Annotated in this window: 25 protein-coding genes and 1 pseudogene; 16 read left to right on the top strand and 10 right to left on the bottom strand. The window is 72.3% G+C overall.

The annotated features are described in order from the left end of the window. Positions 1-13 precede the first annotated feature (13 nt). The 3 genes from ACV530_RS07360 to ACV530_RS07350 form a co-directional block, all read right to left on the bottom strand. Positions 14-1486, bottom strand: coding sequence for a DNA-3-methyladenine glycosylase 2 family protein (locus ACV530_RS07360; protein ID WP_494331453.1), 1473 nt, complete (start codon positions 1484-1486; stop codon positions 14-16). A 202-nt stretch (positions 1487-1688) separates the two neighbouring features. Further along, positions 1689-2795 carry a ribosome small subunit-dependent GTPase A gene (gene rsgA / locus ACV530_RS07355; protein ID WP_494331487.1) on the bottom strand — a complete coding sequence of 369 codons (1107 nt, stop codon included), beginning with the start codon at positions 2793-2795 and terminating at the stop codon, positions 1689-1691. 149 nt (positions 2796-2944) lie between these two features. Continuing rightward, entirely contained in the window at positions 2945-3544 is a 600-nt protein-coding gene (locus ACV530_RS07350; protein ID WP_494331452.1) for an MBL fold metallo-hydrolase, read from the bottom strand. Positions 3545-3668: 124 nt separating this feature from the next. Here ACV530_RS07350 and ACV530_RS07345 point away from each other — a divergent pair, with 124 nt between their 5' ends. Genes ACV530_RS07345 through ACV530_RS07335 form a run of 3 tightly spaced genes read left to right on the top strand, consistent with a single transcriptional unit; the run spans position 3669 to position 8889 of the window. Next, positions 3669-5600, top strand: coding sequence for a RiPP maturation radical SAM C-methyltransferase (locus ACV530_RS07345; RefSeq protein WP_494331451.1), 1932 nt, complete (start codon positions 3669-3671; stop codon positions 5598-5600). Further along, the gene (locus ACV530_RS07340) at positions 5594-6652 is read left to right on the top strand and encodes a hypothetical protein (protein ID WP_494331450.1); all 1059 of its coding nucleotides are present in this window, start codon (positions 5594-5596) and stop codon (positions 6650-6652) included. Before ACV530_RS07345 ends, ACV530_RS07340 begins: the two co-directional genes overlap by 7 nt. Next, positions 6649-8889: a peptidylprolyl isomerase gene (locus tag ACV530_RS07335; RefSeq protein WP_494331449.1), complete on the top strand. Its 2241-nt coding sequence runs from the start codon at positions 6649-6651 to the stop codon at positions 8887-8889. The genes ACV530_RS07340 and ACV530_RS07335 overlap by 4 nt, the downstream gene beginning before the upstream one ends. Before the next feature lie 141 nt (positions 8890-9030). Here the strand turns inward: ACV530_RS07335 and tnpA are convergent. Further along, positions 9031-9305: pseudogene (gene tnpA, locus ACV530_RS07330) on the bottom strand (IS200/IS605 family transposase); the annotation flags it as partial. 26 nt (positions 9306-9331) lie between these two features. Here tnpA and ACV530_RS07325 point away from each other — a divergent pair. Then, positions 9332-10618, top strand: a complete 1287-nt coding sequence (locus ACV530_RS07325) for an RNA-guided endonuclease InsQ/TnpB family protein (RefSeq protein WP_494331448.1) — start codon at positions 9332-9334, stop codon at positions 10616-10618. 5 nt (positions 10619-10623) lie between these two features. Here ACV530_RS07325 and ACV530_RS07320 read toward each other — a convergent pair whose 3' ends face one another. The 6 genes from ACV530_RS07320 to ACV530_RS07295 all read right to left on the bottom strand — a co-directional run bounded on the left by ACV530_RS07320 (position 10624) and on the right by ACV530_RS07295 (position 17107). Then, entirely contained in the window at positions 10624-11463 is an 840-nt protein-coding gene (locus ACV530_RS07320) for an ABC transporter permease (protein WP_494331447.1), read from the bottom strand. Continuing rightward, positions 11450-12229 (bottom strand): ABC transporter permease, encoded by a 780-nt coding sequence (locus ACV530_RS07315; protein ID WP_494331446.1) that lies wholly within the window; start codon positions 12227-12229, stop codon positions 11450-11452. Before ACV530_RS07315 ends, ACV530_RS07320 begins: the two co-directional genes overlap by 14 nt. Then, positions 12222-13214 carry an ABC transporter ATP-binding protein gene (locus tag ACV530_RS07310; RefSeq protein ID WP_494331445.1) on the bottom strand — a complete coding sequence of 331 codons (993 nt, stop codon included), beginning with the start codon at positions 13212-13214 and terminating at the stop codon, positions 12222-12224. The genes ACV530_RS07315 and ACV530_RS07310 overlap by 8 nt, the downstream gene beginning before the upstream one ends. After that, positions 13207-15573, bottom strand: a complete 2367-nt coding sequence (locus ACV530_RS07305) for a putative PEP-binding protein (RefSeq protein ID WP_494331444.1) — start codon at positions 15571-15573, stop codon at positions 13207-13209. The genes ACV530_RS07310 and ACV530_RS07305 overlap by 8 nt, the downstream gene beginning before the upstream one ends. 9 nt (positions 15574-15582) lie before the next feature. Then, positions 15583-15726 (bottom strand): hypothetical protein, encoded by a 144-nt coding sequence (locus tag ACV530_RS07300; RefSeq protein ID WP_494331443.1) that lies wholly within the window; start codon positions 15724-15726, stop codon positions 15583-15585. Positions 15727-15910: 184 nt separating this feature from the next. Then, positions 15911-17107 carry a YihY/virulence factor BrkB family protein gene (locus ACV530_RS07295; protein ID WP_494331442.1) on the bottom strand — a complete coding sequence of 399 codons (1197 nt, stop codon included), beginning with the start codon at positions 17105-17107 and terminating at the stop codon, positions 15911-15913. 109 nt (positions 17108-17216) lie between these two features. Here ACV530_RS07295 and ACV530_RS07290 point away from each other — a divergent pair, with 109 nt between their 5' ends. The 12 genes from ACV530_RS07290 to ACV530_RS07235 all read left to right on the top strand — a co-directional run bounded on the left by ACV530_RS07290 (position 17217) and on the right by ACV530_RS07235 (position 26974). Beyond that, positions 17217-17807, top strand: coding sequence for a GNAT family N-acetyltransferase (locus tag ACV530_RS07290; RefSeq protein ID WP_494331441.1), 591 nt, complete (start codon positions 17217-17219; stop codon positions 17805-17807). A 96-nt stretch (positions 17808-17903) separates the two neighbouring features. Next, the gene (locus tag ACV530_RS07285; RefSeq protein ID WP_312000843.1) at positions 17904-17987 is read left to right on the top strand and encodes a putative leader peptide; all 84 of its coding nucleotides are present in this window, start codon (positions 17904-17906) and stop codon (positions 17985-17987) included. Between the two features lie 182 nt (positions 17988-18169). Beyond that, positions 18170-19864 carry a nitrite/sulfite reductase gene (locus ACV530_RS07280; protein ID WP_494331440.1) on the top strand — a complete coding sequence of 565 codons (1695 nt, stop codon included), beginning with the start codon at positions 18170-18172 and terminating at the stop codon, positions 19862-19864. Next, the gene (locus ACV530_RS07275) at positions 19861-20037 is read left to right on the top strand and encodes a hypothetical protein (protein WP_494331439.1); all 177 of its coding nucleotides are present in this window, start codon (positions 19861-19863) and stop codon (positions 20035-20037) included. The genes ACV530_RS07280 and ACV530_RS07275 overlap by 4 nt, the downstream gene beginning before the upstream one ends. Further along, on the top strand, positions 20024-20704 hold the full coding sequence (locus tag ACV530_RS07270) for a phosphoadenylyl-sulfate reductase (protein ID WP_494331438.1): 681 nt from the start codon (positions 20024-20026) through the stop codon (positions 20702-20704). Before ACV530_RS07275 ends, ACV530_RS07270 begins: the two co-directional genes overlap by 14 nt. Before the next feature lie 17 nt (positions 20705-20721). Continuing rightward, entirely contained in the window at positions 20722-21258 is a 537-nt protein-coding gene (gene cysC, locus ACV530_RS07265) for an adenylyl-sulfate kinase (protein ID WP_494331437.1), read from the top strand. Then, a complete protein-coding gene (cysD, locus tag ACV530_RS07260) occupies positions 21255-22169 on the top strand; it encodes a sulfate adenylyltransferase subunit CysD (protein ID WP_494331436.1) in 915 nt (304 codons plus the stop codon). Before cysC ends, cysD begins: the two co-directional genes overlap by 4 nt. A gap of 2 nt (positions 22170-22171) precedes the next feature. Further along, a complete protein-coding gene (locus ACV530_RS07255) occupies positions 22172-23452 on the top strand; it encodes a sulfate adenylyltransferase subunit 1 (RefSeq protein ID WP_494331435.1) in 1281 nt (426 codons plus the stop codon). A 2-nt stretch (positions 23453-23454) separates the two neighbouring features. Continuing rightward, entirely contained in the window at positions 23455-24537 is a 1083-nt protein-coding gene (locus ACV530_RS07250) for an aliphatic sulfonate ABC transporter substrate-binding protein (protein ID WP_494331434.1), read from the top strand. Positions 24538-24574: 37 nt separating this feature from the next. Continuing rightward, on the top strand, positions 24575-25351 hold the full coding sequence (locus ACV530_RS07245; protein ID WP_494331433.1) for an ABC transporter ATP-binding protein: 777 nt from the start codon (positions 24575-24577) through the stop codon (positions 25349-25351). Continuing rightward, the gene (locus ACV530_RS07240) at positions 25338-26216 is read left to right on the top strand and encodes an ABC transporter permease (protein ID WP_494331432.1); all 879 of its coding nucleotides are present in this window, start codon (positions 25338-25340) and stop codon (positions 26214-26216) included. Before ACV530_RS07245 ends, ACV530_RS07240 begins: the two co-directional genes overlap by 14 nt. Before the next feature lie 11 nt (positions 26217-26227). Further along, positions 26228-26974 carry a sirohydrochlorin chelatase gene (locus ACV530_RS07235; protein WP_494331431.1) on the top strand — a complete coding sequence of 249 codons (747 nt, stop codon included), beginning with the start codon at positions 26228-26230 and terminating at the stop codon, positions 26972-26974. The last annotated feature ends 12 nt before the right edge of the window (positions 26975-26986 follow it).

Here is a 26986-nt window from a genome sequence, read left to right as displayed (position 1 = left end):
CCGTCCTTACTTCTTACTTCTGTCCGTGGTTCCACAAGTGGTGCAGGGCGTACGAGCGCCATGGCCGCCAGTGCGCGGCGGCGTCGGGTCCCGCGCCGAGCGCGGCGAGCCCGTGCCGGGCCCCGGCGTCGCCGGGGAGGAAGACGTCCGGGTCGCCGAGCGCCCGCATCCGGATGTAGCCGGCGGTCCAGGGGCCGATGCCACGCAGGGCGAGCAGCGCGCGCTCGGTGTCGTCCCGGTCCGCACCGGGGCCGAGCCGGACGGCGCCGTCCGCGAGCGCGGCGGCGACCGTGCGCAGGGTATGGCGGCGGGCGTCCGGCATGCCGAGTTCGTCGAGCGCGGCGTCGGCGAGCGTGCCGGGCTCGGGGAAGACGTGGGTGAGCCCACCGTCGGGGGCCGGCAGGGGCTTGCCGTACGCGGCGACCAGCGCGCCCGCGAGGCGGGCGGCGGCGGCCACGGTCACCTGCTGGCCGAGCACGGCCCGTACGGCCAGTTCGGTGCCGTCCGCGGCGCCCGGCGACCGGAGTCCGGGCCGGGCGGCGACGAGGGGCCGCAGCCGTGGGTCGGCGCCCAGGTGTTCGTCGACGGCGTGCGGGTCGGCGTCGAGGTCGAAGAGTCTTCGGATGCGCTGGACGGCCGTGGACAGGTCGCGCAGGTCGCCGAGGTGGAGCCGGCAGTCGAGCCAGTCGCCGTGCCGGGGGCCGGTGGCGTGGCGTTCGTGGATCTCGGCCACGCCGGTGCCGTACGGAAGGAGCAGGGTGCGGCGGTACACCCGGCGGCCGGGGGTTCCGGTCATCTCCTCGATGCCCGCGATGGCCCGCCGGCCGAGGAAGTCGAAGACCTCGCGGGCGGCGTACGGGCCGCGGTGGGCGAGGCGCAGCGGGATCCCGGCGGCGGTGCCGGTGCCGGTGCCGGTGACACGACGAGGTGCGCGGTCGCGCAGGGCGCTGGGGGTGCAGGCGTAGATGTCGCGGACCGTGTCGTTGAACTGCCGTACGCTCGCGAATCCCGCCGCGAAGGCGGTCTCGGTGACCGGCAGGTCCGTGGTCTGCAGCAGGACACGCGCGGTGTGGGCCCGCTGGGCCCGGGCCAGGGCGATGGGTCCGGCGCCGAGTTCCTCGGTGAGCTGGCGGTGCACTTGGCGGGCGCTGTAGCCGAGGCGGGTGGCGAGGCCAGTGACGCCCTCGCGGTCGACGATGCCGTCGCCGATCATCCGCATGGCGCGGCCGACCAGGTCGGCCCGTACGTTCCACTCCGCGGAGCCGGGGGCCGCGTCCGGGCGGCAGCGGCGGCAGGCCCGGAACCCGGCGCCTTGCGCGGCGGCGGCGGACGGGTAGAAGTGGACGTTCGCGCGCTTGGGCGTCACGGCCGGGCAGCTCGGCCGGCAGTAGATGCCGGTGGTCGCGACGGCGAAGAAGAATTCGCCGTCGAAGCGGGAGTCGCGGCTGCGGACTGCGTGGTAGCGGCGGTCGTCTTGGGTGGTCACGTCTTCCAGTTTGCGGGGTGCGAGGGGGTGGGGCTGGCGGAAATCGGACGTGGCCGTGGGGGGAGGGTGCCCCGGTCCCGCCCTTTCACCGTTTCCTCCGGGGGCAAGCCCCCGGACCCCGCAACGCGGCGAAGCCGCGACAAGGCGGGGTCTGGGGCGCAGCCCCAGGAGACGGCGAGAGGGCGGGACCGGGGCACAAGCCCTAACGCCCGCCGCCCCGCTTGCGCGCCGCCATCTCCTGCCCGACCGCCTGCTTCCGCTTCCACTCCCTCCGCATCTCCGCCCGGAGCCTCGCATCCGTCCGGGCGGCGATGTGCTGGTTCTCGCGGATCAGCTTCCGATAGCTGTCCAGGCGCCGCTCCGGCAACGCACCGGCGGCGACCGCCGCGAGGACCGCGCAGCCCGGCTCACCCTCATGCGCGCAGTCGTGGAAGCGGCAGCCCTCGGCAAGGGCGTCGATCTCGGTGAACGTACGGGCGACGCCGCCCTCCGCGTCCCAGAGGCCCACGCCCCGCAGGCCCGGAGTGTCGATCAGGACGCCCCCGCCGGGCAGGAGCAGCAGGTTGCGCGTGGTCGTGGTGTGACGGCCCTTGCCGTCGCGGTCGCGGGCGGGGGGGGCGTCCTGGACGTCCGCGCCGACGAGCGTGTTCGCGAGCGTGGACTTGCCCGCGCCGGACTGCCCGAGCAGCACGCTCGTGCCGCCGGCGAGCACCGCGGCGAGGACGTCGACGCCCTCGCCGGTCTCCGCGCTGACCGCGAGGACCTGGACACCCGGTGCCACGACCTCCGTGTCGGCGACGAGGTGGCCGAGGACCCCGGGCCCGGACACGAGGTCGGCCTTGGTGAGGACGACCACCGGCTCGGCACCGGACTCCCAGGCGAGGGCGAGGAACCGTTCGACCCGGCCGAGGTCGAGATCGACGGCGAGGGAGACGGCGACCACGGCACGGTCGACGTTGGCCGCGAGGATCTGCCCGTCGGACCGCTTGGAGGACGTGGAGCGCACGAAGGCCGTGCGCCGCGGCAGCAGCGCCCGTACCTGGCGGGCGGCGGGATCGACGGCCGCCCAGTCGCCGGTGCACATGATGGCCAGTGGATCGCCGGTGGTGACGTACGACGTGTCGGCCTGCACGATCCGTACGGTGCCGGCCTCGGCGACGGCGACGTCGCAGCGCCCGCGGTCGACGCGGACGATCCGCCCGGGCACGAAGCCCTCGGCGGTGTGTGCGGAGAAGCTGTCAGCGAACCCCTCGTCCCAGCCGTAGCGGGAGAGCGGGTACGCAGCAGTGAGCTGCTCGGACAAGGTAATGGTCCTTCAGGAGGGAGAGCGTGAATTCCGGCTTCCGAGTGCGGGCGGCGCCCGCCGTGACGGCAGTCATCCCGTTCTCACCTCCTGTGTCGAACCTTGCTTGCGAGCGACTCTAGGCTTCTCGTCGCCGTAGCGCGAACGGTTTTCCGTCAGGCCTCGGAACAGGGCGCGAGCCAGCGGTAGTCGGTGTCCGTCTCCTCCTCGATCCAGCCGTTCACGCTGGCCCGCCCCCGGTGGTTGATCTGCGCGTCGTGAATGCCGAAGGCCCGCTCCGGTCGCACGGCGCGGACGAAGTCGATGGCCTCGCCCGTGCGCATCCAGGAGGCCTGGAGGGGCACGAGCAGGGTTTCCACCGGGCGGCCGGGAACGTGGAGCGAATCCCCGGGGTGGTAGAGGCTGTCCTCGACGAGGTAGCCGAGATTGGGGCAGTCCGGCAGGTTCCCGTAGATACGGGCGTGTTCACCGCCGTGTGCCGTGATACGGAATCCGGCGGCGGTGAACTCCTGGCCGGACTCGACCTCGGTGACCTCGCACCGTGCGATGTCCGCGCCTTTCGGCGCGTACACGGGGATGCCGAGTCCGGCGAGGCGCAACACGTCGATGTGGTCTACGTGTTCGTGGGTCACGAGCACCGCGTCGGCACCGTGCAGGGCGCGCGGCTCGCTCCAGATGCCCGGGTCGATGACGAGCGTTCCGCCGCCTTCTTGCTCCAAACGGACGCAGGAATGCGTGTACTTGGTAAGGCGCACCCGGCGGATGATACGTCCGCGGACGGTGCCCTGCCAAGGCCGGAAACCCCTGCTGCATTCGGGTTCGCGCACGTACGATCAAGGCGCGATCATCATGTGCGCGGCCCGGCGGGAAGGTATGAGAATGCCCGAATTACTGCCCTTGATCCAGCAGTTGCCGTCCGAGGGGCAGCAACTGGATTCGCCTCCGGCCCGCGCCTTGAAGGTGGCTCTGGTCAATATGCCGTGGGCCAGGGTCGATGCACCGTCCATCCAGTGCGGGTTGCTCCAGGCGATAGCGCGGGACGCCGGACACGTCTGCGATGTCCACTATCCGAACGTCTCGCTCGGCGCGCTGCTCGGGCGCGATGTCTACGACGGGCTCTCGGATGTGCAGGCGGAGCGTCTGCATCTGCTGGGCGAGTGGCTGTTCTCCTATGCCGCCTTCGGTGACATCACGTCCGAGGAGGAATACTTCGCCGAATACCCGGAAGTCGCCGGAACCTGGTCGAAGCTCACCGGCAAGGATCTGGGCGAACTGACCGTTTTTCGGCGGGAGATGCTCCCGAAATGGCTCGACGAGTATGCGGCGAGCGTCGACTGGGGGGCGTACGACGTCGTCGGCTTCTCCTCGACGTTCCTCCAGAACACCGCCTCGCTCGCGCTCGGGCGGCTCCTGAAGGAACGCCACCCCGGGCTCGTCCTCGTCTACGGCGGCGCCAACTTCGACGGTGAGATGGGCGCCGAGTATCTCCGCGGACTTCCCTGGATCGACCACACGGTCACGGGCGAGGGCGACATCGCCTTCCCCCGGCTGCTGCACGCGATAGCCGAGGGATCCGGCCGTCCCATTCCCGGCGTGCGGAGCCGCACCACCGCATCCCCCGCGGCCGCATCCCCCGCGGCGGCGGACTCGGTACGGCCGCAGGCCCTCGACCGGCTGCCCCACCCCGACTACCGCGCGTACTTCGAGGCCATCGAACGGCACGGCCGTGCAGCCGTGTTGGGGAACGAGCCGGTCAAGCTGCCCGTCGAGCTGTCCCGTGGCTGCTGGTGGGGCGCCAAGCACCACTGCACGTTCTGCGGGCTCAACGCGCTGGGCATGGCGTACCGGTCGAAGAGCCCCGACCGTGCGCTGGACGAGCTGTCCGCACTGCTGCGGGACTACCCGTCGGTGCACGTCGAGGCCGTCGACAACATCCTCGACATGAAGTATCTGTCCTCGCTCGTCGCCGAACTGGGCCGACGGCACTGGGACATCAACATCTTCTTCGAGGTCAAGGCGAACCTCGACCGCGAGCAGTTGGCCGCTCTGCGCGACGCGGGGATCCTGCGCATCCAGCCCGGCATCGAGAGCCTCAGCACGCACGTCCTCGGCCTGATGCGCAAGGGTGCGAACAGGCTGCTGAACATCCGTCTGCTCAAGTGGGCGCGCTACTACGGCATCCAGGTGGCCTGGAACCTGCTGACCGGCTTCCCGGGCGAGAGTGACGACAACTACCGCGAGCAGATCGAGCTGATGCCGCTGCTGCACCACCTCGAGCCCCCGGGCGGGGCGGGCCGTATCTGGCTGGAGCGTTTCAGCCCGTATTTCACGGACAGTTCGTTCCCCGTCTCGGACATCCGGCCCCGCAGCAGCTACCGGCACATCTACCCCGGCCACATCGACCACGCGAAGATCGCCTACTTCTTCGACTACACGGTCGCGGACATCGGATCCGACGATGCCTTCCGGCAGTTGTCCGAGGAGGCCGCCCGGTGGAAGCTGCGCTGGAAGGAGGGGAAGCCGCCGAAGCTGATCTACCAACGGCTCCCCGGGCGTCTGACGCTCATCGACAGCCGTGCGGGCGAGCCGCGGCGCGCCGTGCTGGACGGGTGGCGGGCCCCGGCCTACGAGGCGTGCGGCGACGCCCCGCGCAGCGCCGCCCGGGTGCGGGAGGCGCTGGCGCGGGACGGCCACGACGTGCCCGTCGAGGCGGTCACCGCGTTCCTCGACCGGTGCTGCCGCTCCGGCGTCATGGTCTCCGAGGACGGGAAGTACCTCTCGCTCGCCCTGCCGGAGAACCCCGGATGGTGAACTCCACGGAACACGCACGCCTGCCGCTGGCGCGGCGCGTCACCCGTCAGCTGTCCGGCAGCACCGGGGCCGGCGCGTCGTTCCTCGCCGGGAGCATCACCGCGGGGCTCGGCAACCACACCAGCGACATCGACGTGTACCTCGTGGACCCCGGCTCCGCCACCCCGCGCACGCGGCGCCAACTCGCCCTGGACCGTACGCGTTTCGACGTCCAGCACCTGTCCGCCGACGTCCTCGGGGCGGCCGTCGCACAGGTCACCGGCGCCGTGTTCCCCAGCGAGGGGGGCACGGTCGTCCCGCAGCGGGATCTCGAGCTCGTCGTCCGGCTCCGGTGCGGGGAGGTCGTCACCGACGACGGCACGCTGGCCGCCCTGGCCGGGCGCCTGGACACGGGCGCAGGGCGGCTGCGGCGCGCGATGATCACCCACTGGCTCACCGCGGCCCACTACGAGCTGGAGGACGTCGCCGGGCTCACCGGCGACGACCCCGACGCCGCGGTGGCGTCGGCCCGTACCGCGCTGCTGCTGGCGGCGAAGGCCGTGGCGGCGGCCTGCGGCGACCTCTACGCCGGGCGGAAGTGGGCCTGGCGTCAGCTGGCGCGCTCGGCCCCGCCCGGCTTCCCCCACGAGGACTTCCGGCACCTGCTGCGCCACGACCCCCTCGACCCGGCGGCCGGCGGCGGCACGGACGCGGTGGCGGCCTTCACCCAGAGCTGTCTCGCCGTCGCCGCCACTCTGGGCTGGCACGGCGTCCCTCTGGAGAACTGGCCTTCCTGGCAAGCCGGTTCCGGTCCGCTGCACCGCTCCCCCGGCTTCGGCGTCCGCGCGTACGACGACGGGGTCGTCCTGGCCCTGCCCGCCCGGCGCCGGGTCCGGCTGCGTGCCGGCGCGGCGCTGGTCTGGGCGCTGTGCGACGGGGTGACGGCCGACACCGTGACGGCCCGGGCCGCGGCGCTGCGGGACACCGACCCGGCGTACGCCACGCTCGGCCCCAAGCGGTGCCGTCACCTGATCGAACAGCTCGTGTCGTCCGGCCTGGTGGAGCTCCGATGACCCCCGTGAAGCGCGCCGCCGCCTCGGCGGTCGTCCATGAACGCAGTGACAACCTCGACGTCTTCCTCGCCCTGCAACGCGAGTTGATGGGCCGCTTCGCCTGGGAGGCCAGTGCGCTGCCGCGCCCGCCCGAGCCGGCCGTCGCGCGGTTCCGGGACGGCATCAAGGTGTGGCGCAAGGGCGGTCTCGCCACGCTCCCGAGCTGGATCGCCAAGGTACCGGACGCCGCCGCGATGGCCGGCCGGGTCGAGGGCCCCGGACTCCGCGAGGGCACCGGGTGGATCGCCGGGGCCATGGACGCCGCGGGCCCGCGGCTGCGCGAGGCGCTGGCGGAGCTCGAGCCCGTACGGACCCGTGCCGTCGCGGACCTGGAGCGGCTGCTCCAACTCGAGGAGACCGACGGCCCGCTGCGGGCCGCGCTCGGCGTCCCCGGCGACCCGCTCACGCTGCGGCTGTACCTCGTGCCCCTGGCGCCCCATCCCCCGGCGACCGGATTCCTCACCGACGGCGACCGGCTGGCGGGCGCGTACCTCGACTGCCGCAGGTTCACCGGGCCGATCCTGGCGGACGGGGTGCTGACGCTGCTCGGCTGGGCCCTGCTGAAGGAGTTCCCCGGCCCGGACCACCTGTCCTCGCTGATCGCCGCCCGGCTGCCCGGCGCCACACCGTACGCCCGCCGGCTGCGGGCCGTGCTGACGAAGATCCTGGTCGAGCTGACCGCGGGACACCTGGTGCGCACGGTGCACCCGGCGCACCGCGACGGCGCCGACGTCCTGGGCACGGCCTGGCGCTACCCCCGCCTGTACGCGGTGGCCGAGCGCCACTGGCGGCGCCACCTCACCGGCCTGACGGACCGTCAGGATGCCTTGTCCGCCATGGCGGCGGAGATCTCCCGGCACAGCCCCCGCTGGTACGTGGACCACGTGGACGCGTCCTCGCTGGCCGCCGACTTCTATCTGATGGAGTGGCTCGCCGCGGCCGGGGACGAGACGGCGTCCCGGCGGCTGGCCCAGTGGCTGCCGCAGCTCGCCCGGGAGTTCGCCGGACAGCTCGACCTGATCATCGGGGCCGAACTCGGCCACTACGAACGGGTCCGCCCCCACACCGTGCCCAAGCCGCTCGCGGCGTTCCTGCGCGATGTGACGGACGGCGACAGCCGGGTCGCCTGGCCGCGCGTGCGCTCCGCACTCGGCTCCGCGCGCGCCCTGGACCTCGCCGCCCAGGCCTTCTCCGGCCCGGGCGCCGAGTACGGCGGCGAGGCATGGGCGCCGGTGGCCGCGGTGCTGCGCCGCTACGTACGCCGCGAACTGCCCCTGTCCGTCTTCGTCGACCAGTGCTTCACGCTCCAGCACAACAACGGCTCGCTGTTCGACAAGTACTGCGACACCGACGACCTGCTCGCGGTGCTCGACGCCCAGGCGGCGGGCGACCTGGACACCCTGGCCCGCCACGCCTCCCCCGAGGTCCGCCGCCGCCGGCAGCGGCACCGGGACGCGGCCCTGCACCGGCACGACCCGGTGTGGCTCGGCACAGCCGCTGTACTGGAGGGGGGCACGATCCCCGGCGACGGCGCGGTCTGGTCCCGGCCGACCCTGCGGGAGGGACGCCCCGGCGCCGTCGGCTGCGGCAGCGCGCTCAGGGAGGAGGAGTTGGCGGCCGACGGTGCCCCGGGCGCGGAGGTGCCCGTACGGCTGCGGCGCCCGGTGTTCCGGCGGCCCTTCCCCCTGACCCTGCACCGCTACGAGCGGGCGACGGCGACCCTGGTCACGGAGCTCGGCGACATCGAGCTGCGCCTGCTGCCGGACGAGGCCCCGTACGCGGTCGACAACTTCGTCTCGCTCGCCCGCGGTACGCGCCGGTGGACCGACCCGCACACCGGCAAGGACGGCACCGGCGGCTTCTACGACGGCACCGTCTTCCACCGGCGGATCCCCGGCTTCCTGATCCAGGGCGGCGACCGCGCGGGCGACGGCCGGGGCGGGCCCGGCTACCGGATCCCGGAGGAGCTGCCGGAAGGAGCGGTCTTCGACCGGCCGTTCCTCGTGGGCATGGCCAACTCCGGCAAGGACAGCACCGGTTCGCAGTTCTTCGTCACGCTGGCCCCGGCCCGCCATCTCGACGGGCTGTACACGCGGTTCGGCGAGGTCGCCGACCCGGCGTCGCGCGCGGTGGCGACGGCCGTCGCCGGGGCGGGCACGCCGGTCGGCCTGCGCACCGTGCGCATCGACGCACGCTGACCGGCCGGCTGACCGGCTACCGGGTCTAATCGCAGTGCACCGGGCTTTAGCCCGGTGGTGAAGCGATTCTGAGTCCTGCTCTGGCCTCGGCTGTGTGCATGGTCCCGCGCTGTTGGCCGCTGCCACGACTGACGGCCAGATGGGCCGGTTCTGCTGCTCGATGTACTGGCGAACCATCGACAACGGAGCACCGCCGACGGACCCGGCGAAGTACGAGCCGGACCAGAGGCGTTGTGCCCGCCAGTAGTGCTTGACGAGCTCGGGGAACTCCTGGCACAACCTGCGGGAGCTGACGCCCTTGAGGCTGTTGACCAGCTTGGACAAACCTTGTGCCGATACTTCGTCACGAAAACCACGTGCGCGTGGAGCAGGAAAGCACAGTGTCTGCCAGTACAGATGTTCTGATACTCGGCCATAAACCAACGCGATAGTGTGCGGGATCGTGAAGCTCAGGTACCAGTTCAGGCTGTACCCGAGCGCCGGTCAACAGCAGGCTCTCGCCCAGGCGTTCGGGTGCGCGCGTGTCGTGTGGAACGACGCGCTGCGCCTGCGTCGTGACGCGTTCCGGCAGGGGCTGCCGCGCCCGAAGGCAGGCGAGCTGTCCCGGCAGGTGATCACCGAGGCGAAGCTGACGCCGCAGCGGGCGTGGCTTGGCGAGGTGTCCGCCGTGGTGCTTCAGCAGTCCCTGCGGGATCTGGAGATGGCCTACAGCAACTTCTTCGCCTCGAAGAAGGGCCTGCGTGCCGGACCGAAGACGGGGCCGCCGAAGTTCAAGAAGAAGACCAGCCGCCAGGCGGTCCGCTTCACCCGCAACGCCCGCTTCGCCATCACCGCGGGTGGGAAGCTGCGCCTGCCGAAGATCGGGGACGTGGAGGTCCGCTGGTCCCGCGGACTCCCGGCGGAACCTTCGTCCGTGACCGTGATCAAGGATGCAGCCGGCCGGTACTTCGCCAGCTTCGTTGTCGAGACCGGCTCCGAGCCGCTGGCGGAACTCGATCTCGACGACACCGAAACCGGCATCGACCTCGGCCTCGCGACCTATGCGGTGCTACGCGGCCGGAAGGTCGCCACCCCCAAGTTCCTGCGCCGCGCGGAGAAGAAACTCCGCCGCGCGCAGCGCGAGTTGTCCCGCAAAGAGAAGGGAAGCAGCAACCGGCGCAAAGCCCAGCGTGTTGTCGCCAGGATCCATGCCCGTGTCGCCGACCGGCGGCGCGACTTCATCGATCAGCACACCTCCCGTATCGCGCGCGAGAGCCAAGCCGTGTACGTGGAGGACCTGAACGTGAAGGGCATGGGCACACGGCGCGGCAGGCGGGGCAAGAGCGTCCATGATCAGTCCCTGGGCATGTTCGTCCGCACCCTGCAGGCCAAGTGCGCACGGTACGGGCGGACCTTCGTCAAGGTCGACCGGTGGTTCCCCTCCACCCAGCTGTGCTCCCGCTGCGGAGCCCTGGAAGGACCCAAGGGACAAGCCGGCCTGCGGATACGCACTTGGACCTGCTCCTGTGGCGCGGTCCACGACCGGGACGAGAACGCCGAGATGAACATACGCGCCGCTGGACGGAAACTCGCCGCTGGGATGCGGCGGGAGGCGGAGCGTCAAAACGCCTGCGGAGGCCGCGTCAGACTCCCCACGCGGGAGCAGCAGCCGATGAAACAGGAACCCATCCCAGAGCCCCACCGCGACAACGGCGGGGCTGGAAGGAATCACCGGGCTTCAGCCCGGTGAGGACGTCAATCGAAGTCGTCGTGGCCGTGGCGGTGCGCCCGGCGGACCTGGATCGCGATCACGGCCGCCGCGGCCACCGCCCAGGCCAGGCCGACCGCCGCCTCGGCGGCCGCGTGGGCGGCCCACGGCCGGTCCTCCAACGCGGCCCGCACGGCGAGGAGTCCGTGGTGCAGCGGCAGGACGCTGCCGACCGCGTCCACCCACTCCAGCCGCCCGTTGGGCAGGAACGCCCCGCTGCACAGGGTGATCCCGTAGGACAGCAGGTTGTTGGAGAGCACCTCCGCCCGCCGGCCGATGGCGAGGCTGCCGGCCACCAGGCCGCAGGCGGTCAGGGTGCACGACATCAGTGCGTACAGGCCCAGCAGCGGCAGCAGTTCGAGGCCGAGCCGGGTCTGTCCGGTGAGCGGGGCCACCACCGCGAGGTTGACGGCCAGCACCGCCAGCCCGGCCACCGGATAGGGCGCGGCCCGGGCCAGGAAGACGGCCCCCGGGTGCAGGCTGCCCGTCCGCAGCCGCCAGAACGTCGCCGACGTCTTGTCCGTCACCGGCACGTTGGCGATGCCGACGACGTTCATGGTCGCCATGCCGAGGGCCAGCGCCCCGACGAAGACGTACCGCCGGTGGCCCGGCCCGGCGACCACGCCGCCCAGCAGGGTGAAGAAGAGGGTCTGCAGCACCACCCGGGGCACGGTGGCGCTGAGCGTGATCAGCGGCGGGTTGACCGCGCGGTACTCGTACCAGCCCAGCCGCGCGCTCTCCGCCATCCGCCACAGCAGCGGTGCGTCCTGTGCACGGCGCGCGGTTGTCCCAGCGGCCGTCTCAGCAGTCGTCTCAGACGAGGTCAAGGGTCCCCTTCCGGCGGGCCCGGCCGACCGCGCGGCGCAGCGAGAACACCGCGACGGCCGCGTAGGCGGCGGTGAGGGCGAGCGCGACGCCGAGCCGTCCCGTGTCGACGTCGCCGAGTGCTGCTCCCGTGAGGAACTCGTGGATCCAGCGCAGGCTCACCCCCGCCGACACCCAGCGCAGCCACACCGGCAGGACGTCGTGCGGGATGAGCAGTCCGCCGGCGATGAACACCGGGTACATGAGCGCGCTGGACCAGGCCAGCCCGTGTTCGGTGACGAGGAACAGACAGGCCACCAGCATGCCCAGGGCGGTGCCCGAGGCGATGGCGGTGAGCAGGGCGGCCAGCACCCAGCCGGGGCGGTCGAGCCGTATCCCGACGCCCAGCACGGCGGCGGAGGCGCCGGTGCTGACGACGATGACGGCCGTGCTGTACAGGGTGGCGCCGAGGCTCTTGCCCAGCAGGACGAGTCCTGGCCCCGGGACGCCGAGGACACAGCGCGCCAGGGTGCCGGAGGTGCGCTCCCTGCGCAGGACGCCGCCGGCCATCCACACCGTGGAGCTCCACATGGCGGTGAGCATCACCGCGGAGACCAGCCGGGTGGCGCCGCCGGGTCCGGGGGCGCGGGTGCCCAGGGTGACCAGCAGGAAGACGGCGGGCTGCACGGCGGAGCCGATGACGACGAGGGGGCTGCCCCGCATGGCGCGTTGTTCCGTGCGCAGGGCGGCCCAGACCGCCCATGACGCGGTCGCGAGACGCTCATTCACCCGCGGTCGCCTCCGCCTTGATCCGCTCCCCGGCGCGGAGCCGCTCCGCGACGTGGGCGTAGACGTCCTCGAGCCGCAGGGGCGCGACGTCCACGTCCAGGATGTCCGAGCCGGCCATCGCCCGTCCGAGCAAGCCGAAGGAGTCGTGGCCCCAGTCGCGGACCCGCAGCCGTACGGTCCACAGTCCGGCGTCGGCCGTTACGGCGTCGACCTCGACGGTGTCCGAGGCGAACCGCTCCGCCGCGGGGACCGCCCCCTTGCCGCGTACCGTCACCGTGGCCGTGAAGCCGGCCAGTCCGGCGAACTCGGCGACGGCGAGGTCGGCCGCCACCGTGCCGTCCGCGAGGACCAGCACCCGGTCGGCCAGCCGCTCGATGTCCAGGAGGTAGTGGCTGGTCAGCAGTACGGAGACGCCGTTGTCCCGCAGGCGTGCGACCGAGCCGCGCAACCGCTCCGCCTCGACCGGGTCGAGGCCCACGGTCGGCTCGTCCAGCAGCAGCAGACGGGGTTCGGCGATCATCCCGATGGCGATGTGCAGGCGCTGGCGCATGCCCTTGGAGTAGGTGTTCACCGAGCGGCCGGCCGCGTCGGCGAGGCCGACCTCCTCGAGAGCGGCCTCCACCCGCCCGCGCAGGCCGCGGCGTCCCACTCCGGCGAGCATCGCGAAGAAGCGCATGTTGTCGCGGCCGGTGAGCTTCGCGTACAGGCCTCGGTCCCCGCCGAAGACGACGCCGGTCATGCGGCGCACCTCGCGTTCGTGGCGGGTGACGTCGAGGCCGAAGACCCTGGCCGTGCCCGAGGTGGGCAGGAGCAGCGTGGAGAGGATCTTGGTCAGGGTGGTCTTGCCGGCGCCGTTGCTGCCGAGCAGCCCCAGGATCCGGCCCTCGTCGAGACGGAAGCTGACGTCGCGCAGGGCGACGATGTGCTTGCCGTCGGCGGTGAAGGTCCGTGACAGCCGGTCCACTTCGACCGCGGGCTCAGTCATGGTTCATCCGATCGTCCAATGCTGCGTCGTCTGCTGCGTCGTCCAGTGCCGCGCGGGCCCGGGCGAGGCGCGTCATGGGCAACTGCGGTGCGACGCACGAGAGGTAGTCGATGCCGGCCCGGGCCAGGGAGCGGACGGCCGCCTCGTCGGTGGCGTGCTCGCCGCACACCCCGATCGGCAGGCCGGGCTTGACGGCCCGGGCGTCGGAGACCATGCGGCGGACCAGTTCGCCGACACCTCGGTCGTCCCACCGCTCCAGCGGGGAGGCGTCCACGATGCCCAGCGACCGGTAGCGGGGCAGGAGTTCACGGTCCGCGTCGTCCCTGGACAGCCCCCACACCAGGGCGGTGAGGTCGTTCGTGCCGATCGAGAAGAAGTCGGCGCGGGCGGCCAGTTCGGCCGCCACGAGCGCGGCGCGCGGTGTCTCGATCATGACGCCGAGGGGCATACGGGGCGCGGTGGGCATGAGCACCTCGTCCATGACCGCGCGGACCACGTCCAGTTCGCGTGCGGTGGCGACCATGGGGACCAGCACTTCCGGCCGGGGGTCGGCCCCTTCGCGCCGCAGTGCCTCGGCGGCCTCGTCCAGGGCGCGCAGCTGTACGGCGGTGAGCTCGGGCAGCAGGATGCCGAGGCGCACTCCGCGCACGCCGAGCATCGGGTTCTTCTCGCTCAATTCCCGGACGGCGGCGAGTCGTTCCGCTTCGGCTTCCGCCTCCGGGCGGCCGAGGGCGCGGGCGACCGCCGCGTCCGCGGTCAGGTCCGCGAGGTCGGGCAGGAATTCGTGCCGGGGCGGGTCGAGCAGACGGACGGCGACGGGCAGGCCGTCCATGGCCGCCAGCAGCCGCGTGAACTCCTCGCGCAGCAGCTCCCCGGCGGTCCTGAGCGCTTCGTCCGACTCCGCTCCGGGCGCGGCCAGCAGGACGCGCTCGAGCAGGGGCTGGCGCTCGCCGAGGAACATGTGCTCCACGCGGCACAGCCCGACGCCCGTGGCGCCCGCCGCCCGGCCGCGCAGGGCGTCGTCGGCCGAGTCGGCGTTGACGCGCAGGGCCGGGCCCGGGACCCGGTCCGCCTGTGCCAGCAGCCAGTCGGCGTCCGCGGTGAGCCCGGCGTCCGGGACGGCCGGGGCGTGGGTGCCCCGGTACACGGCCCCGGTACCGCCGTCGACCGTGAGGGGGGCGCCCGCCGTGATCACGTCGCCGTCCGCGCCGCGCAGTTGCCGGGCGCCGGCGTCGACGACCGCGTGGGCGAGCGCGGTGACGCACGGGCGGCCCAGGCCGCGGGTGACCACGGCGGCGTGGGAGGTGCGTCCGCCGCGTTCGGTGACGACGGCCACCGAGGCGAGCAGTCCGGGCAGGTCCTCCGGGCGCGACTCGCGCAGCACGAGCACCGGTTCGCGGCCCGCCTCGCGTGCGGCCACCGCCTCGGCGCTGCTGAAGACCGCGATCCCCGCGGCCACTCCGGGCGAGACGCCGAGCCCCTCGGCCACGGACGGGGTGCCGTCGGGCCGTACGGCGGGGGCGAGGGCGGCGGCGAGCTCCTGCGGGCCGACGCGCTCCAGCGCCTGCCGTCCGCCGATGCGGCCCGCGCGGCCGTCGGCGGCGACGGCGCGGAGCAGCGCCGCCCGGGCGGGTTCGGCGGGGCGGACGGCGAGGACGGACAGGCTGTCGCGTTCGACGGCGAACTCCACCCGCACCGGCCGTCGCAGCGTCTTCTCGGCGTCTCGCACGAGCCGGGCGAGGGACGCGCCCCAAGGCCGGCCGGCCGCGGCGGTCGCGAGGTCGTCGCCGCCGGCGGCCAGCAGTTGCTCGCCGGTGCCGCCCGGGCGGTACGTACCGGTGAGGCCCGGCGTGCCGGTGGCCGGGTCGCGGGAGTACGCCAGGCCGCTGCCGCTGCCCTCGCCGGTGACCTGCGGCATGACGGCGAGGGTCACGGGCGAGCCGGGCGCGAGCCGGGCGAGCAGGCGGACCGCGGCGAGGACCTGGTCCTCCGCCGCCTGCGGCAGCTCGCCGAGCAGCGCGGTGAGTTCACGATGCCGGACATCGGCGGACCCATCGTCGGCGGACCCGTGGTCGGCGGGCTCGCGGTCGGCGGGCAGTCCCAGCCAGAGCACGCGCGGCCCGGGACGGCCGACGGGGGCAGCGGACAGGAAGAGGGGGTCGGCCGAGCCGAGCCTGTGCTCCGGGTCGAGGCCGGCCAGGGCCGTCCGCACGGCGTCCGCGTCCGCGCCGGCGGGCAGGACCGTGCGGCGCGGCACCGGCATGCCCAGCAGCGCCGGGTCGATGACGGCGGCGGTCCGGACGTGCGAGGGTCCCGGGGCTGCGGACAGCCCGGGACCCTCGGTTGCGCTGTGCGTCAACTCGAGTACTTACAGGGCTCGCACACCGTCGGCGTGCACGCCGAGCAGGTAGACGCGGTCCTCGAGCGCCTCGGCCTCCTCCGGCGCGAGCGGGGAGAAGTCGAGCTCGGTGAGGTCATCGGTTTCGGTCATGTACCCACGTGTGTCGGTCATGAGTCAAAGGCTAGGCGACACAACATGCGCCTCAGCAGCCCAAAAACCGGCCACGATCATGCACTTGAGCACACAAACAATCAACAGCTCGATCAACCAGCATCAACTCCGGCCGCCTGGCGGCACATCGGAAACACAGAAAGGCGCCCACCGGCACATTCCGGGGGCGCCCTGCTGGCCGATATCAGCCCCTCGGCTGGTCTCGGCGGTGCTTGGCGTGCTTGGGTTCGGGCTTCGTCTGCGCCAGGCGCGAGCGCACGTCCTCCGGCGGCAGGAACTGTGCCCACCGCTCGGGGAACTCCGAGGGCGGCTCGCGGTCCCGGCCCGTGGCACCGTCGTCCTCGGGGGACTCGGCCGGGTCGTCCTCCAGCTCGTGCACCAGCGCCAGCGCGGCCCGTTCGGCCGCCGCCTTCGCCGCGGCGGCCTCCTTCTGCCGGTCGACCTCGGCACGCGCGGCGGCGGTGGCGACGGACGGCCACACACGGTCTATCGCGGCGTTGACCGCCGCGCCCACGAGCACCGCGAAGGCCGAGACACCGATCCACAGCAGCACCGCGATGGGCGCGGCCAGCGAGCCGTAGATGGTGGGGCCCTCGATCGTGTGCATCAGATAGACGCGCAGCAGGAAGCTGCCCAGCACCCACATCGCCAGGGCGACGAGCGCGCCCGGGATGTCCTCCTGCCAGGGCGAGCGGACCGGCACGGACACGTGGTACAGCGTCGTGAGGAACGCGATGGAGAGCACGATGACCACGGGCCAGTACAACAGCCACACCACATCCCCGCTCCAGGGCACGACACTGACGACGACCCCCGGCCCGGCGACCAGCAGGGGCAGCACCACCGTCCCGAGGACCAGGGCGACCAGATAGAGGAGGAAGGCGAGCAGCCGCGTGCGCACGATGCCGCGCTTGCCCTCCAGCCCGTACATGATCGTGATGGTGTCGACGAAGACGTTGACGGCCCGGGAGCCGGACCACAGGGCGATGAGGAAACCGACCGAGACGACGTCCAGACGCCGGCTCCCCTTCTGCACGTCATGCAGAAGGGGTGTGGTGATCTCGTCGACGCCCTTGCTCGACAGGACGGCCTGGGACGCCTTGACGATGTTGCGCTGGAGGGCGCCGATGGTGTCGGTGCCCGTCCAGTCGTCGAGGTAGCCCAGCAGGCCGACCAGGGCGAGCAGCAGCGGAGGCAGCGACAACAGCGTGAAGAAGGCGGCCTCGCCGGCGAGGCCGGTGACCCGGTATTCCATGCACGAGTTGACGGTGTCCTTCAAGAGGAGCCACGCCATCCGGCGTTTCGACACATTCCGGTAGAGGACCCGGGCCCGGTGGAGTCTTCCGGAACGCGGACCCGGTGGTTCGTTCGCTGCCTGCACGGCCTAACCGTATCCGTCGCCGACCGGTGCGTTCATCCCGGCGAGCCGGGCGATAGCGCTGGCCACAGGGCTATGGCCGTCCCGGCCGGGTCATGGTCGGATGGGGTTCATGAACGACAAGACGACACCGGTGACCACGTGGTCGCTCCACATGACCTCGCCGGCCGACCTCGCGCCGTCTCCCGAGCCCGCCCCTCAGGCCGGCATCCGGATCGTCCGGGCCGAGACGCCTTCGCCGGAATTCAGCCGGTTCCTGTACACCGCCGTGGGCGGTGACATCTCCTGGACCGACCGGCTGCCGTGGACATACGAGCAGTGGCGGGCGTTCCTCGGGAAGCCTGGGGTGGAGACCTGGGTCGCGTACGAACACGGCACTCCGGCCGGTTACATCGAGCTGGAGGCACAGCCGGAACGCACGGTCGAAATCTGCTACTTCGGGCTGATCCCCTCCTTCCAGGGCCGCCGTATCGGCGGGTACCTGCTGTCGTTCGGCACCGCCCGGGCCTGGGACATGGCCGAGCGCTGGCCCGGCATGGAGCCGACCGAGCGGGTGTGGCTGCACACCTGCACCAAGGACGGGCCGCACGCGATCCCGAACTACGAGAAGCGCGGATTCCACGTCTTCGGGACGAAGACCGAGGACGAGCCGGCCCGCCCCGTGCCCGGCCCCTGGCCCGGGGCGCACGCCACCGCCGCCTGACGAGTACCCGATGCGCCGTCCCGCAATGCGGGACGGCGTATCTCGCATTGCGGAAGGTGGTGGACTGGCCCGAGACCGCCGTGCCACGCTTCCGTCATGTCCCGAGCTGGAATTGCCTTGGTGAGTCGACGTCACGTCGATCTCGTCCGCGTGTCCAGCGCCATCTGTCCGGCGGGCTGACCGCCGCGCACCACCGCACTTCCCTCCCCGTCCCCGCTGTCGCGGACGGGTGAGTGCACCACGTCTCCGAATCCGGCATCTGTGCAGGTCATCAGGGTGCCAGGCTGCCTCGTCCGGCTGCCTCGGCGACTTCGTGGGCCATTTTTCGGCTGCAGCAGGACATCCGATAGGACTTCACCGCCATGGCTGCCACCCCTCAATCCCCCACGGCCGCGACCGGGCGCAGGACCGGACGCCATCGCGGCGAAGGCCAGTGGGCCGCAGGCCACTTCACTCCGCTCAACGCCAACGAGCAGTTCAAGAAGGACGACGACGGTCTCAATGTGCGGACACGCATTGAGACGATCTATTCCAAAACCGGCTTCCACTCGATCGACCCCAGCGATCTGCGCGGGCGTATGCGCTGGTGGGGCCTGTACACCCAGCGCAGGCCCGGCATCGACGGTGGCAAGACCGCCGTCCTGCCACCGGAGGAGCTGGACGACGAGTACTTCATGCTCCGCGTGCGCGTCGACGGCGGCCGGCTGACGACCGCGCAGCTGCGGGTGATCGGCGAGGTCTCCCAGGAGTTCGCCCGCGGCACGGCCGACATCACCGACCGGCAGAACATCCAGTTCCACTGGATCCGGATCGAGGACGTGCCCGAGATCTGGCGGCGGCTCGAGGCCGTGGGCCTGTCCACGACGGAGGCGTGCGGGGACACCCCGCGGGTCATCCTCGGCTCGCCCGTCGCGGGCATCGCCGAGGACGAGATCATCGACGGCACCCCGGCGATCGAGGAGATCCACCGCCGCTTCATCGGCTCCCCGGAATTCTCCAATCTGCCGCGCAAGTTCAAGTCGGCCGTCTCGGGCTCACCGCTGCTGGACGTCGTCCACGAGATCAACGACGTGGCCTTCGTCGGCGTGCACCACCCCGAACACGGCCCGGGCTTCGACCTGTGGGTCGGCGGCGGCCTGTCCACCAACCCGAGAATCGGCGTCCGCCTGGGCGCCTGGGTACCGCTCGAGGACGTGCCCGACGTCTACGGCGGGGTCATCGGCATCTTCCGCGACTACGGATACCGGCGGCTGCGCAACCGCGCCCGGCTGAAGTTCCTCGTCGCCGACTGGGGCGCGGAGAGGTTCCGCCGGGTGCTGGAGGAGGAGTACCTGGGCCGTACGCTCACCGACGGCCCGGCGCCCGAACAGCCCGTGGAGCGGTGGCGCGACCACGTCGGCGTGCACCGTCAGCGCGACGGCCGCTTCTACGTCGGCTTCGCGCCGCGCGTGGGCCGGGTCGACGGCGCCACCCTCACCAAGATCGCCGAACTGGCCGAGGAACACGGCTCGGGACGGCTGCGCACCACGGCCGAGCAGAAGATGATCGTCCTCGACGTGCCGGCCGACCGCGTCGCCTCGCTGGTCTCCGGGCTCGAGGCACTGGACCTGCGCGTGGCCCCGTCCCCCTTCCGGCGCGGCACGATGGCCTGCACCGGCATCGAGTTCTGCAAGCTGGCGATCGTCGAGACCAAGGCGCGCGGCGCGTCGCTCATCGACGAACTGGAGCGCCGCCTGCCGGAGTTCGACGAGCCGCTCACCGTCAACCTCAACGGCTGCCCGAACGCGTGCGCCCGTATCCAGGTCGCGGACATCGGCCTCAAGGGCCAGCTGGTCCTGGACGACCACGGCGACCAGGTCGAGGGGTTCCAGGTGCACCTGGGCGGGGCACTCGGCCTCCAGGCCGGGTTCGGCCGCAAGGTGAGGGGCCTGAAGGTGACCTCGGAGCAACTGCCGGACTACATCGAGCGCGTACTGCGCCGCTACCTCGAACAGCGCACCGAAGGCGAGCGGTTCGCGGCGTGGGTGGGCCGGGCCGCCGAGGAGGACCTCTCGTGAGCGAGCGCGCCGCACCGTTCTTCTGCCCCTACTGCGGCGACGAGGACCTGCGCCCGAACGAGCAGGGCCACGGCGCCTGGGAGTGCGCGGCCTGCAACCGGGCCTTCCAGCTGAAGTTCCTGGGCCTCCTCGCCCGGGGCCTGGCCAAGGGGGACGGCCATGACCGGACTTGAGCAGCTCGCCGAGCGGGCGGGCCGCGAGCTCGAGGACGCCCCCGCGGCGGAGATCCTGCGCTGGGCCGTCGGCACCTTCGGCGAACGCTTCTGTGTCACCTCCTCCATGGAGGACGCCGTCGTCGCGCACCTCGCCTCGCAGGCCCTGCCCGGCGTCGACGTCGTCTTCCTGGACACCGGCTACCACTTCCCGGAGACCATCGGCACCCGCGACGCCGTCGCGGCCGTGATGGACGTCCGGGTCGTCACCCTCACCCCGCCCCGGACCGTCGCCGAGCAGGACGCCGCCCACGGGCCGCGGCTGCACGACCGCGACCCCGACCTGTGCTGCGCCCTGCGCAAGGTCAAGCCCCTTGAGGAGGGCCTGCGTTCCTACGACGCCTGGGCGACGGGCCTGCGGCGCGACGAGTCCCCGACCCGGGCGCACACCCCCGTCGTCGACTGGGACGCCAAGCGGCGCAAGGTGAAGGTCTCGCCGATCGCCCGCTGGACACAGGACGACGTCGACGCCTACGTCGCGGAGCACGGGGTGCTCACCAACCCCCTTCTGATGGACGGATATGCGTCCATCGGCTGCGCCCCCTGCACCCGCCGGGTGCTCGAGGGCGAGGACGCGCGCGCCGGCCGCTGGGCCGGCCGGGCCAAGACCGAATGCGGACTGCACTGATGACGGGGGAAGGACACATGCACACAGGCGCGACGGTATGGCTCACCGGCCTGCCGAGCGCGGGCAAGACGACGATCGCCCACGCCCTGGCGGACAGACTGCGCGACGAGGGCCACCGGGTGGAGGTGCTCGACGGAGACGAGATCCGTACCTTCCTCTCCGCCGGGCTCGGCTTCTCCCGCGAGGACCGCGACACCAATGTGCGGCGCATCGGGTTCGTCGCCCAACTCCTCGCCGCACACGGCGTGAAGGTGCTCGTACCGGTCATCGCCCCCTACGCGGAGGCACGCGACGCGGTCCGCAAGCGCCACGAGCAGCGCGGCACCGCCTATGTGGAGGTCCATGTGGCGACGCCGGTCACGGTGTGCGCCGAGCGCGACGTGAAGGGCCTGTACGCCCGGCAGGCCGCCGGGGAGCTCACGGGCCTGACAGGCGTGGACGACCCGTACGAGATACCCGATGATCCCGACCTGCGCATCCCGGCCCACGAGCAGTCCCCGGCCGAGTCGGCCGGCGCCGTGTACGCGCTGCTGAACGAGAGAGGAGTGCTGTGAGCGTGGACGACACCCCTTACGCCCTGTCGCACCTGGACGCGCTGGAGTCCGAGTCGGTGCACATCTTCCGTGAGGTGGCAGGGGAGTTCGAGCGGCCGGTGCTGCTCTTCTCGGGCGGCAAGGACTCCATACTCATGCTGCATCTGGCGCTGAAGGCGTTCGCACCGGCACCGCTCCCCTTCGGGCTGCTGCACGTGGACACCGGGCACAACTTCCCCGAGGTCATCGCCTACCGCGACCGCACGGTCGCGGAGCACGGGCTGCGGCTGCACATCGCGTCCGTACAGGAGTTCATCGACGACGGCCGGCTGCGCGAGCGCCCCGACGGCACCCGCAACCCGCTGCAGACCCTGCCACTGCTGGACGCCATCGAACAGGGCCGCTTCGACGCCGTGTTCGGCGGCGGCCGCCGGGACGAGGAGAAGGCCCGGGCGAAGGAGCGCGTCTTCTCGCTGCGCGACGAGTTCGGCGCCTGGGACCCCCGGCGCCAGCGCCCCGAGCTGTGGCAGCTCTACAACGGCCGTCACTCCCCCGGCGAGCACGTGCGCGTCTTCCCCCTGTCCAACTGGACCGAGCTGGACGTGTGGCAGTACATCGCCCGCGAGAAGATCGCGCTGCCGGAGATCTACTACGCCCACGAGCGCGAGGTCTTCGCCCGCGACGGCATGTGGCTGGCCCCCGGCGCCTGGGGCGGCCCCCGCGACGGCGAGCCCGTCGAGAAACGGACGGTGCGCTACCGCACCGTCGGTGACATGTCCTGCACCGGCGCCGTCGACTCCGACGCCGTGAGCGTCGAGCAGGTCATCGCCGAGATCGCCGCCTCCCGGCTCACCGAGCGCGGCGCGACGAGGGCCGACGACCGGCTCTCGGAGGCCGCCATGGAAGACCGCAAACGCGAAGGGTACTTCTGACCATGAGCACCGACACCCTTGCCGCGGGCGCGACCTCGCTGCTGCGCTTCGCCACCGCGGGATCGGTCGACGACGGCAAGTCCACGCTCGTCGGGCGGCTGTTGCACGACTCCCGGTCGGTGCTGGCCGACCAGCTCGAGGCCGTCGAGCACGCCTCGCGCGGCCGCGGCCTCGAGGGACCCGACCTCGCGCTGCTCACCGACGGGCTGCGCGCGGAGCGCGAGCAGGGCATCACCATCGACGTGGCGTACCGCTACTTCGCCACCGGCGGCAGGCGGTTCGTCCTCGCGGACACCCCCGGGCATGTGCAGTACACCCGCAACATGGTCACCGGCGCCTCCACCGCCGAGCTGGCCGTCGTGCTGGTGGACGCCCGCAACGGGGTGGTCGAGCAGACCCGCCGCCACGCGGCCGTCGCCGCCCTGCTGCGCGTCCCGCACGTGGTCCTGGCCGTCAACAAGATGGACCTCGTCGGCTACGCGGAGTCCATCTTCGCCCCGGTCGCCGAGGAGTTCACCGCGTACGCCTCCTCCCTCGGCATCCCCGAGGTCACCGCGATCCCGGTGTCCGCGCTCGCCGGGGACAACGTGGTCACGCCCTCCGCGCACATGGACTGGTACGGCGGCCCGACCGTCCTCGAGCACCTGGAGTCCGTCCCCGTGGTCGCCGACCCCACCGGCGACGTGGTGCGCTTCCCCGTCCAGTACGTCATCCGCCCGCAGTCCGCGACGCTGCCCGACTACCGCGGCTACGCGGGCCAGATCGCCTCCGGCGTGCTGCGGGTCGGCGACGCGGTGACCGTGCTGCCGTCCGGCCGCACCAGCACGATCACGGCCATCGACGCGCTCGGCGAACCGGCAGAGGTGGCCTGGGCGCCGCAGTCCGTGACCGTACGGCTCGCCGACGACCTCGACGTCTCGCGCGGCGACCTCATCGCCCCCACCGACGGCGCGCCCGTGCCGGTGCGGGACGTCGAGGCGACCGTCTGCCACGTCGCCGACCGGCCGCTGCGCGTCGGCGACCGGGTGCTGCTCAAGCACACGACGCGCACGGTCAAGGCGATCGTCAAGGACCTGCCGTCCCGGCTGAACCTGGCCGACCTGTCCCAGCAGCCCTCGCCCGGCGAGCTGGCCGCCAACGACATCGGACGGGTCGTCCTGCGCACCGCCGAGCCGCTCGCCCTCGACCCGTACGCGGTCTCCCGGCGCACCGGATCCTTCCTGCTGATCGATCCGGCCGACGGGACGACCCTGACCGCCGGCATGGCGGGTTGGGACTTCTGACCATGCACGTCGCCCGCCGCTCCCTCGCCGTCCTGCTGCTGGCCGCCTCGCTCGGCGCCTGCGGCTACGGATCCCAGAAGGTCTCGGACAAGACCTCCGTCAAAGCCGGAGGCAAACGGCTGTCCGCCGACACGGTCCGCATCGGCTACTTCCCCAACATCACGCACGCCACCCCGCTGGTGGGCGAACAACAGGGTTTCCTGCAGAAGGAGTTGGGCGGCACCGCACTGAAGTCGACCACCTTCAACGCGGGCCCGTCCGAGATCGAGGCGCTCAACGCGGGCTCCATCGACATCGGCTGGGTCGGCCCGTCCCCCGCCGTCAACGGCTATACGAAGTCCGGGGGCCGGAACCTGCGGATCATCTCCGGGTCCGCGTCCGGCGGGGTCAGGCTCGTGGTCGACCCCAAGAAGATCCGCTCGCTCGACGAGGTCAGGGGCAGGCGGATCGCCACACCGCAGAAGGGCAACACGCAGGACGTGGCCTTCCTCAACTGGGTCGCGGGGAAGGGCTGGAAGGTCGACCCGCAGAGCGGCAAGGGCGACGTCTCCGTCGTCCGGTCGGACAACAAGGTCATCCCGGACGCCTTCAAGTCCGGCTCGATCGACGGCGCCTGGGTACCCGAGCCGACGGCGTCCAAGCTGGTCTCGGAAGGCGGCAAGGTGCTCCTCGACGAGTCCTCGCTGTGGCCGGACGGGAAGTTCGTGATCACCAATGTGATCGTGTCCCAGAAGTTCCTGGGCCAACACCCCGATGTGGTCGAGGCCGTGCTGCGCGGCTCGGTGAGGACCAACGCCTGGATCACGGCCCACCCGGGCCAGGCGAAGTCGGCCGCCGACGCGGCCCTGAAGAAGCTCTCCGGCAAGGGACTTCCGGCCGACGTCCTCGACCCGGCGTGGCAGAGCATCCGCGTCACCGACGACCCGCTGGCCGCCACCCTGGACGCCGAGTCCGCCCACGCGGTCTCCGCCGGTCTGCTGGACAAGCCGGATCTGTCCGGCATCTACGACCTCACTCTGCTCAACAAAGTCCTCAAGTCCGAGGGCAGGCCGCCGGTTTCGGCGGCAGGTCTCGGCAGGCAGTGACGCCGCCCTCGCACCCCCCGCACCCAGGAGGTCCCGGATGGCCCCGGCAACGACCACAGACGAGCCCGACACGGCCGCCGTCCGCATCGATGGCGTGCACAAGAGCTTCGGCCGCACGGACGGCAGGCCCGTACTGGAGGACATCTCGCTCGACGTACGGCCCGGCGAATTCGTCTGTCTGCTGGGCGCGTCCGGCTGCGGCAAGTCCACTCTGCTCAACCTGGTCGCCGGCCTCGACCGGCCCACCGCGGGCAGCATCGAGGTGGGCGGCGGACGTCCGGCGCTGATGTTCCAGGAACACGCCCTGTTCCCCTGGCTGACGGCGGGCCGCAACATCGAACTCGCCCTGCGGCTGCGGGGCGTGCCGAAGGCCGGGCGCAGGGCCGAGGCGGAACGGCTGCTGGAGCTCGTCCGCCTGGGCGGTGCGCACGGCAAGCGGGTCCACGAGCTGTCGGGCGGCATGCGCCAGCGCGTCGCGCTCGCCCGCGCCCTCGCGCAGGACAGCCGGGTGCTGCTGATGGACGAGCCGTTCGCCGCGCTCGACGCCATCACCCGCGACGTGCTCCACGACGAACTCACCCGCGTCTGGGCCCAGGCCTCGCTGTCCGTCCTGTTCGTCACCCACAACGTGCGCGAGGCCGTACGGCTCGGCCAGCGCGTGGTGCTGCTCTCGTCCCGGCCGGGGCGGGTGGTGCGGGAGTGGAAGGTCGGCCTGCCGCAGCCGCGCCGCATCGAGGACACCGCCGTCGCGGACCTGTCCGTCGAGATCACCGAGGAACTACGGGGGGAGATCCGTCGCCATGGCAAGCACTGAGGCCGAGGCCACCGAGCGGTCCGACATCGCGGGCCTGGAGGCCGGGCTCGACGCCCTGGACACCGTGCAGGAACGACGCACCCCCGTGCGCCAGGTCCTGCTGCACAAGGTACTGCCGCCGGTGACGGCGGTCGTGCTCGTGCTCGCCGTGTGGAAGCTCCTCGTGGTCGCCGGGGTCACCGACGACTACAAGCTCCCCGACCCGTCGGCCGTCTGGCACAGCCTGCGCCAACTCTGGCTGCAGGGCACGCTGTTCGACATCATCTGGACGAGTGTCTCGCGCGGCCTGCTCGGCTTCCTCGCCGCACTCGCCGTCGGCACCCCGCTCGGACTCCTCGTGGCCCGCGTACCGTTCGTACGGGCCGCGCTCGGCCCGATCCTCTCCGGCCTGCAGTCCCTACCCTCCGTGGCCTGGGTCCCGGCCGCCGTGATCTGGCTGGGCATCACCGACTCGGCGATGTACGCCGTCATCCTGCTCGGCGCCGTGCCCTCCATCGCCAACGGCCTGGTCTCCGGCATCGACCAGGTCCCCCCGCTGTACCTGCGCGCCGGACGCACGCTGGGCGCCACGGGGCTGCGCGGCGCCCGGCACATCCTGCTGCCGGCCGCCCTGCCCGGCTACATCTCCGGCCTCAAGCAGGGCTGGGCCTTCTCCTGGCGCTCGCTGATGGCCGCCGAACTCATCGCCTCCTCGCCCGACTTGGGGCTGGGCCTGGGCCAGTACCTGGAGAACGCCCGCACCGACTCCGACATGCCGTCCGTCCTGCTCGGCATCCTCCTCATCCTTCTCGTCGGCATCGCCATCGACCTGATCGTCTTCAGCCCACTGGAGCGCCGCGTGCTGCGCACCCGAGGCCTGGGCTGAGGGGACGGACCATGGCCATGGCCCTGCTCCTCGTCGCCCACGGCAGCCGCGACCCGCGCCACGCGGCGACCGTCGCCGCGCTGCGCGCGCACGTCGCGGCGCTGCGGCCCGGGCTGCGCGTCGAGACGGGCTTCCTGGACCACTGCGCCCCGAGCGTGCCGGCGGCGCTGGAACACCTGGCCGCGGACGGAGTACGGGAGACCGTCGTCCTCCCCCTCCTCCTGACCCGCGCCTTCCACGCCAAGTACGACCTGCCGACCGTCCTGCGCGCGATCACGCCCCGGCTGCCACGCCTGACCGTGCACCAGGCGGCGGTCCTGGGCCCCTCGCCCCTGCTGACCGCCGCCCTCGAACGGCGGCTGCACGACGCCGGGTTGCGGCCCGGCGACCGGCGCTCGACCGGGGTCGTCCTGGCCTCGGCGGGCTCCTCCGACCCGGAGGCGAACGCGGTGATCGCAGCAATCGCGCGGGAGTGGCGGCACACCGGTTGGTGCGCCGTGCGGCCCGCGTTCGCCTCCGCTTCCACGCCGCGCACCGAGGACGCGGTCCGCGCCCTGCGCGCCGAGGGCGTCCGCCGCGTCGCGGTCGCCCCGTACGTCCTCGCCCCGGGCCGCCTGCCGGACCGCATCGCGGCGGGCGCCCGGGCCGCCGGGGCCGACGTCCTGGCGGACGTGCTGGGGGCGGGGCCGGAGGTGGCGGAGCTGGTGGTGCGGCGGTACGAGGAGGCGGTCGCCGCACGGGGGTTGGAGGCCGCCTAGGGGTCCAGGGAG

The sequence above is a fragment of the Streptomyces sp. SX-6 genome (assembly GCF_059089585.1).
The sequence above is the reverse complement of the archived record's forward strand: the minus strand, read 5'-3'. Positions and strand labels throughout refer to the sequence as shown.

What these genes read in the sequence shown, in the direction of transcription:
- ACV530_RS07345 (WP_494331451.1), top strand. Translation starts at nt 3,669, where the DNA reads ATGCCCGAATTACTGCCCTTGATCCAGCAGTTGCCGTCCGAGGGGCAG.
- ACV530_RS07340 (WP_494331450.1), top strand. Translation starts at nt 5,594, where the DNA reads ATGGTGAACTCCACGGAACACGCACGCCTGCCGCTGGCGCGGCGCGTC.
- ACV530_RS07335 (WP_494331449.1), top strand. Translation starts at nt 6,649, where the DNA reads ATGACCCCCGTGAAGCGCGCCGCCGCCTCGGCGGTCGTCCATGAACGC.
- ACV530_RS07310 (WP_494331445.1), bottom strand. Translation starts at nt 13,214, where the DNA reads ATGACTGAGCCCGCGGTCGAAGTGGACCGGCTGTCACGGACCTTCACC.
- ACV530_RS07300 (WP_494331443.1), bottom strand. Translation starts at nt 15,726, where the DNA reads ATGACCGACACACGTGGGTACATGACCGAAACCGATGACCTCACCGAG.
- ACV530_RS07290 (WP_494331441.1), top strand. Translation starts at nt 17,217, where the DNA reads ATGAACGACAAGACGACACCGGTGACCACGTGGTCGCTCCACATGACC.
- ACV530_RS07285 (WP_312000843.1), top strand. Translation starts at nt 17,904, where the DNA reads ATGTCCCGAGCTGGAATTGCCTTGGTGAGTCGACGTCACGTCGATCTC.
- ACV530_RS07280 (WP_494331440.1), top strand. Translation starts at nt 18,170, where the DNA reads ATGGCTGCCACCCCTCAATCCCCCACGGCCGCGACCGGGCGCAGGACC.
- ACV530_RS07270 (WP_494331438.1), top strand. Translation starts at nt 20,024, where the DNA reads ATGACCGGACTTGAGCAGCTCGCCGAGCGGGCGGGCCGCGAGCTCGAG.
- cysC (WP_494331437.1), top strand. Translation starts at nt 20,722, where the DNA reads ATGCACACAGGCGCGACGGTATGGCTCACCGGCCTGCCGAGCGCGGGC.
- ACV530_RS07255 (WP_494331435.1), top strand. Translation starts at nt 22,172, where the DNA reads ATGAGCACCGACACCCTTGCCGCGGGCGCGACCTCGCTGCTGCGCTTC.
- ACV530_RS07250 (WP_494331434.1), top strand. Translation starts at nt 23,455, where the DNA reads ATGCACGTCGCCCGCCGCTCCCTCGCCGTCCTGCTGCTGGCCGCCTCG.
- ACV530_RS07245 (WP_494331433.1), top strand. Translation starts at nt 24,575, where the DNA reads ATGGCCCCGGCAACGACCACAGACGAGCCCGACACGGCCGCCGTCCGC.
- ACV530_RS07240 (WP_494331432.1), top strand. Translation starts at nt 25,338, where the DNA reads ATGGCAAGCACTGAGGCCGAGGCCACCGAGCGGTCCGACATCGCGGGC.
- ACV530_RS07235 (WP_494331431.1), top strand. Translation starts at nt 26,228, where the DNA reads ATGGCCATGGCCCTGCTCCTCGTCGCCCACGGCAGCCGCGACCCGCGC.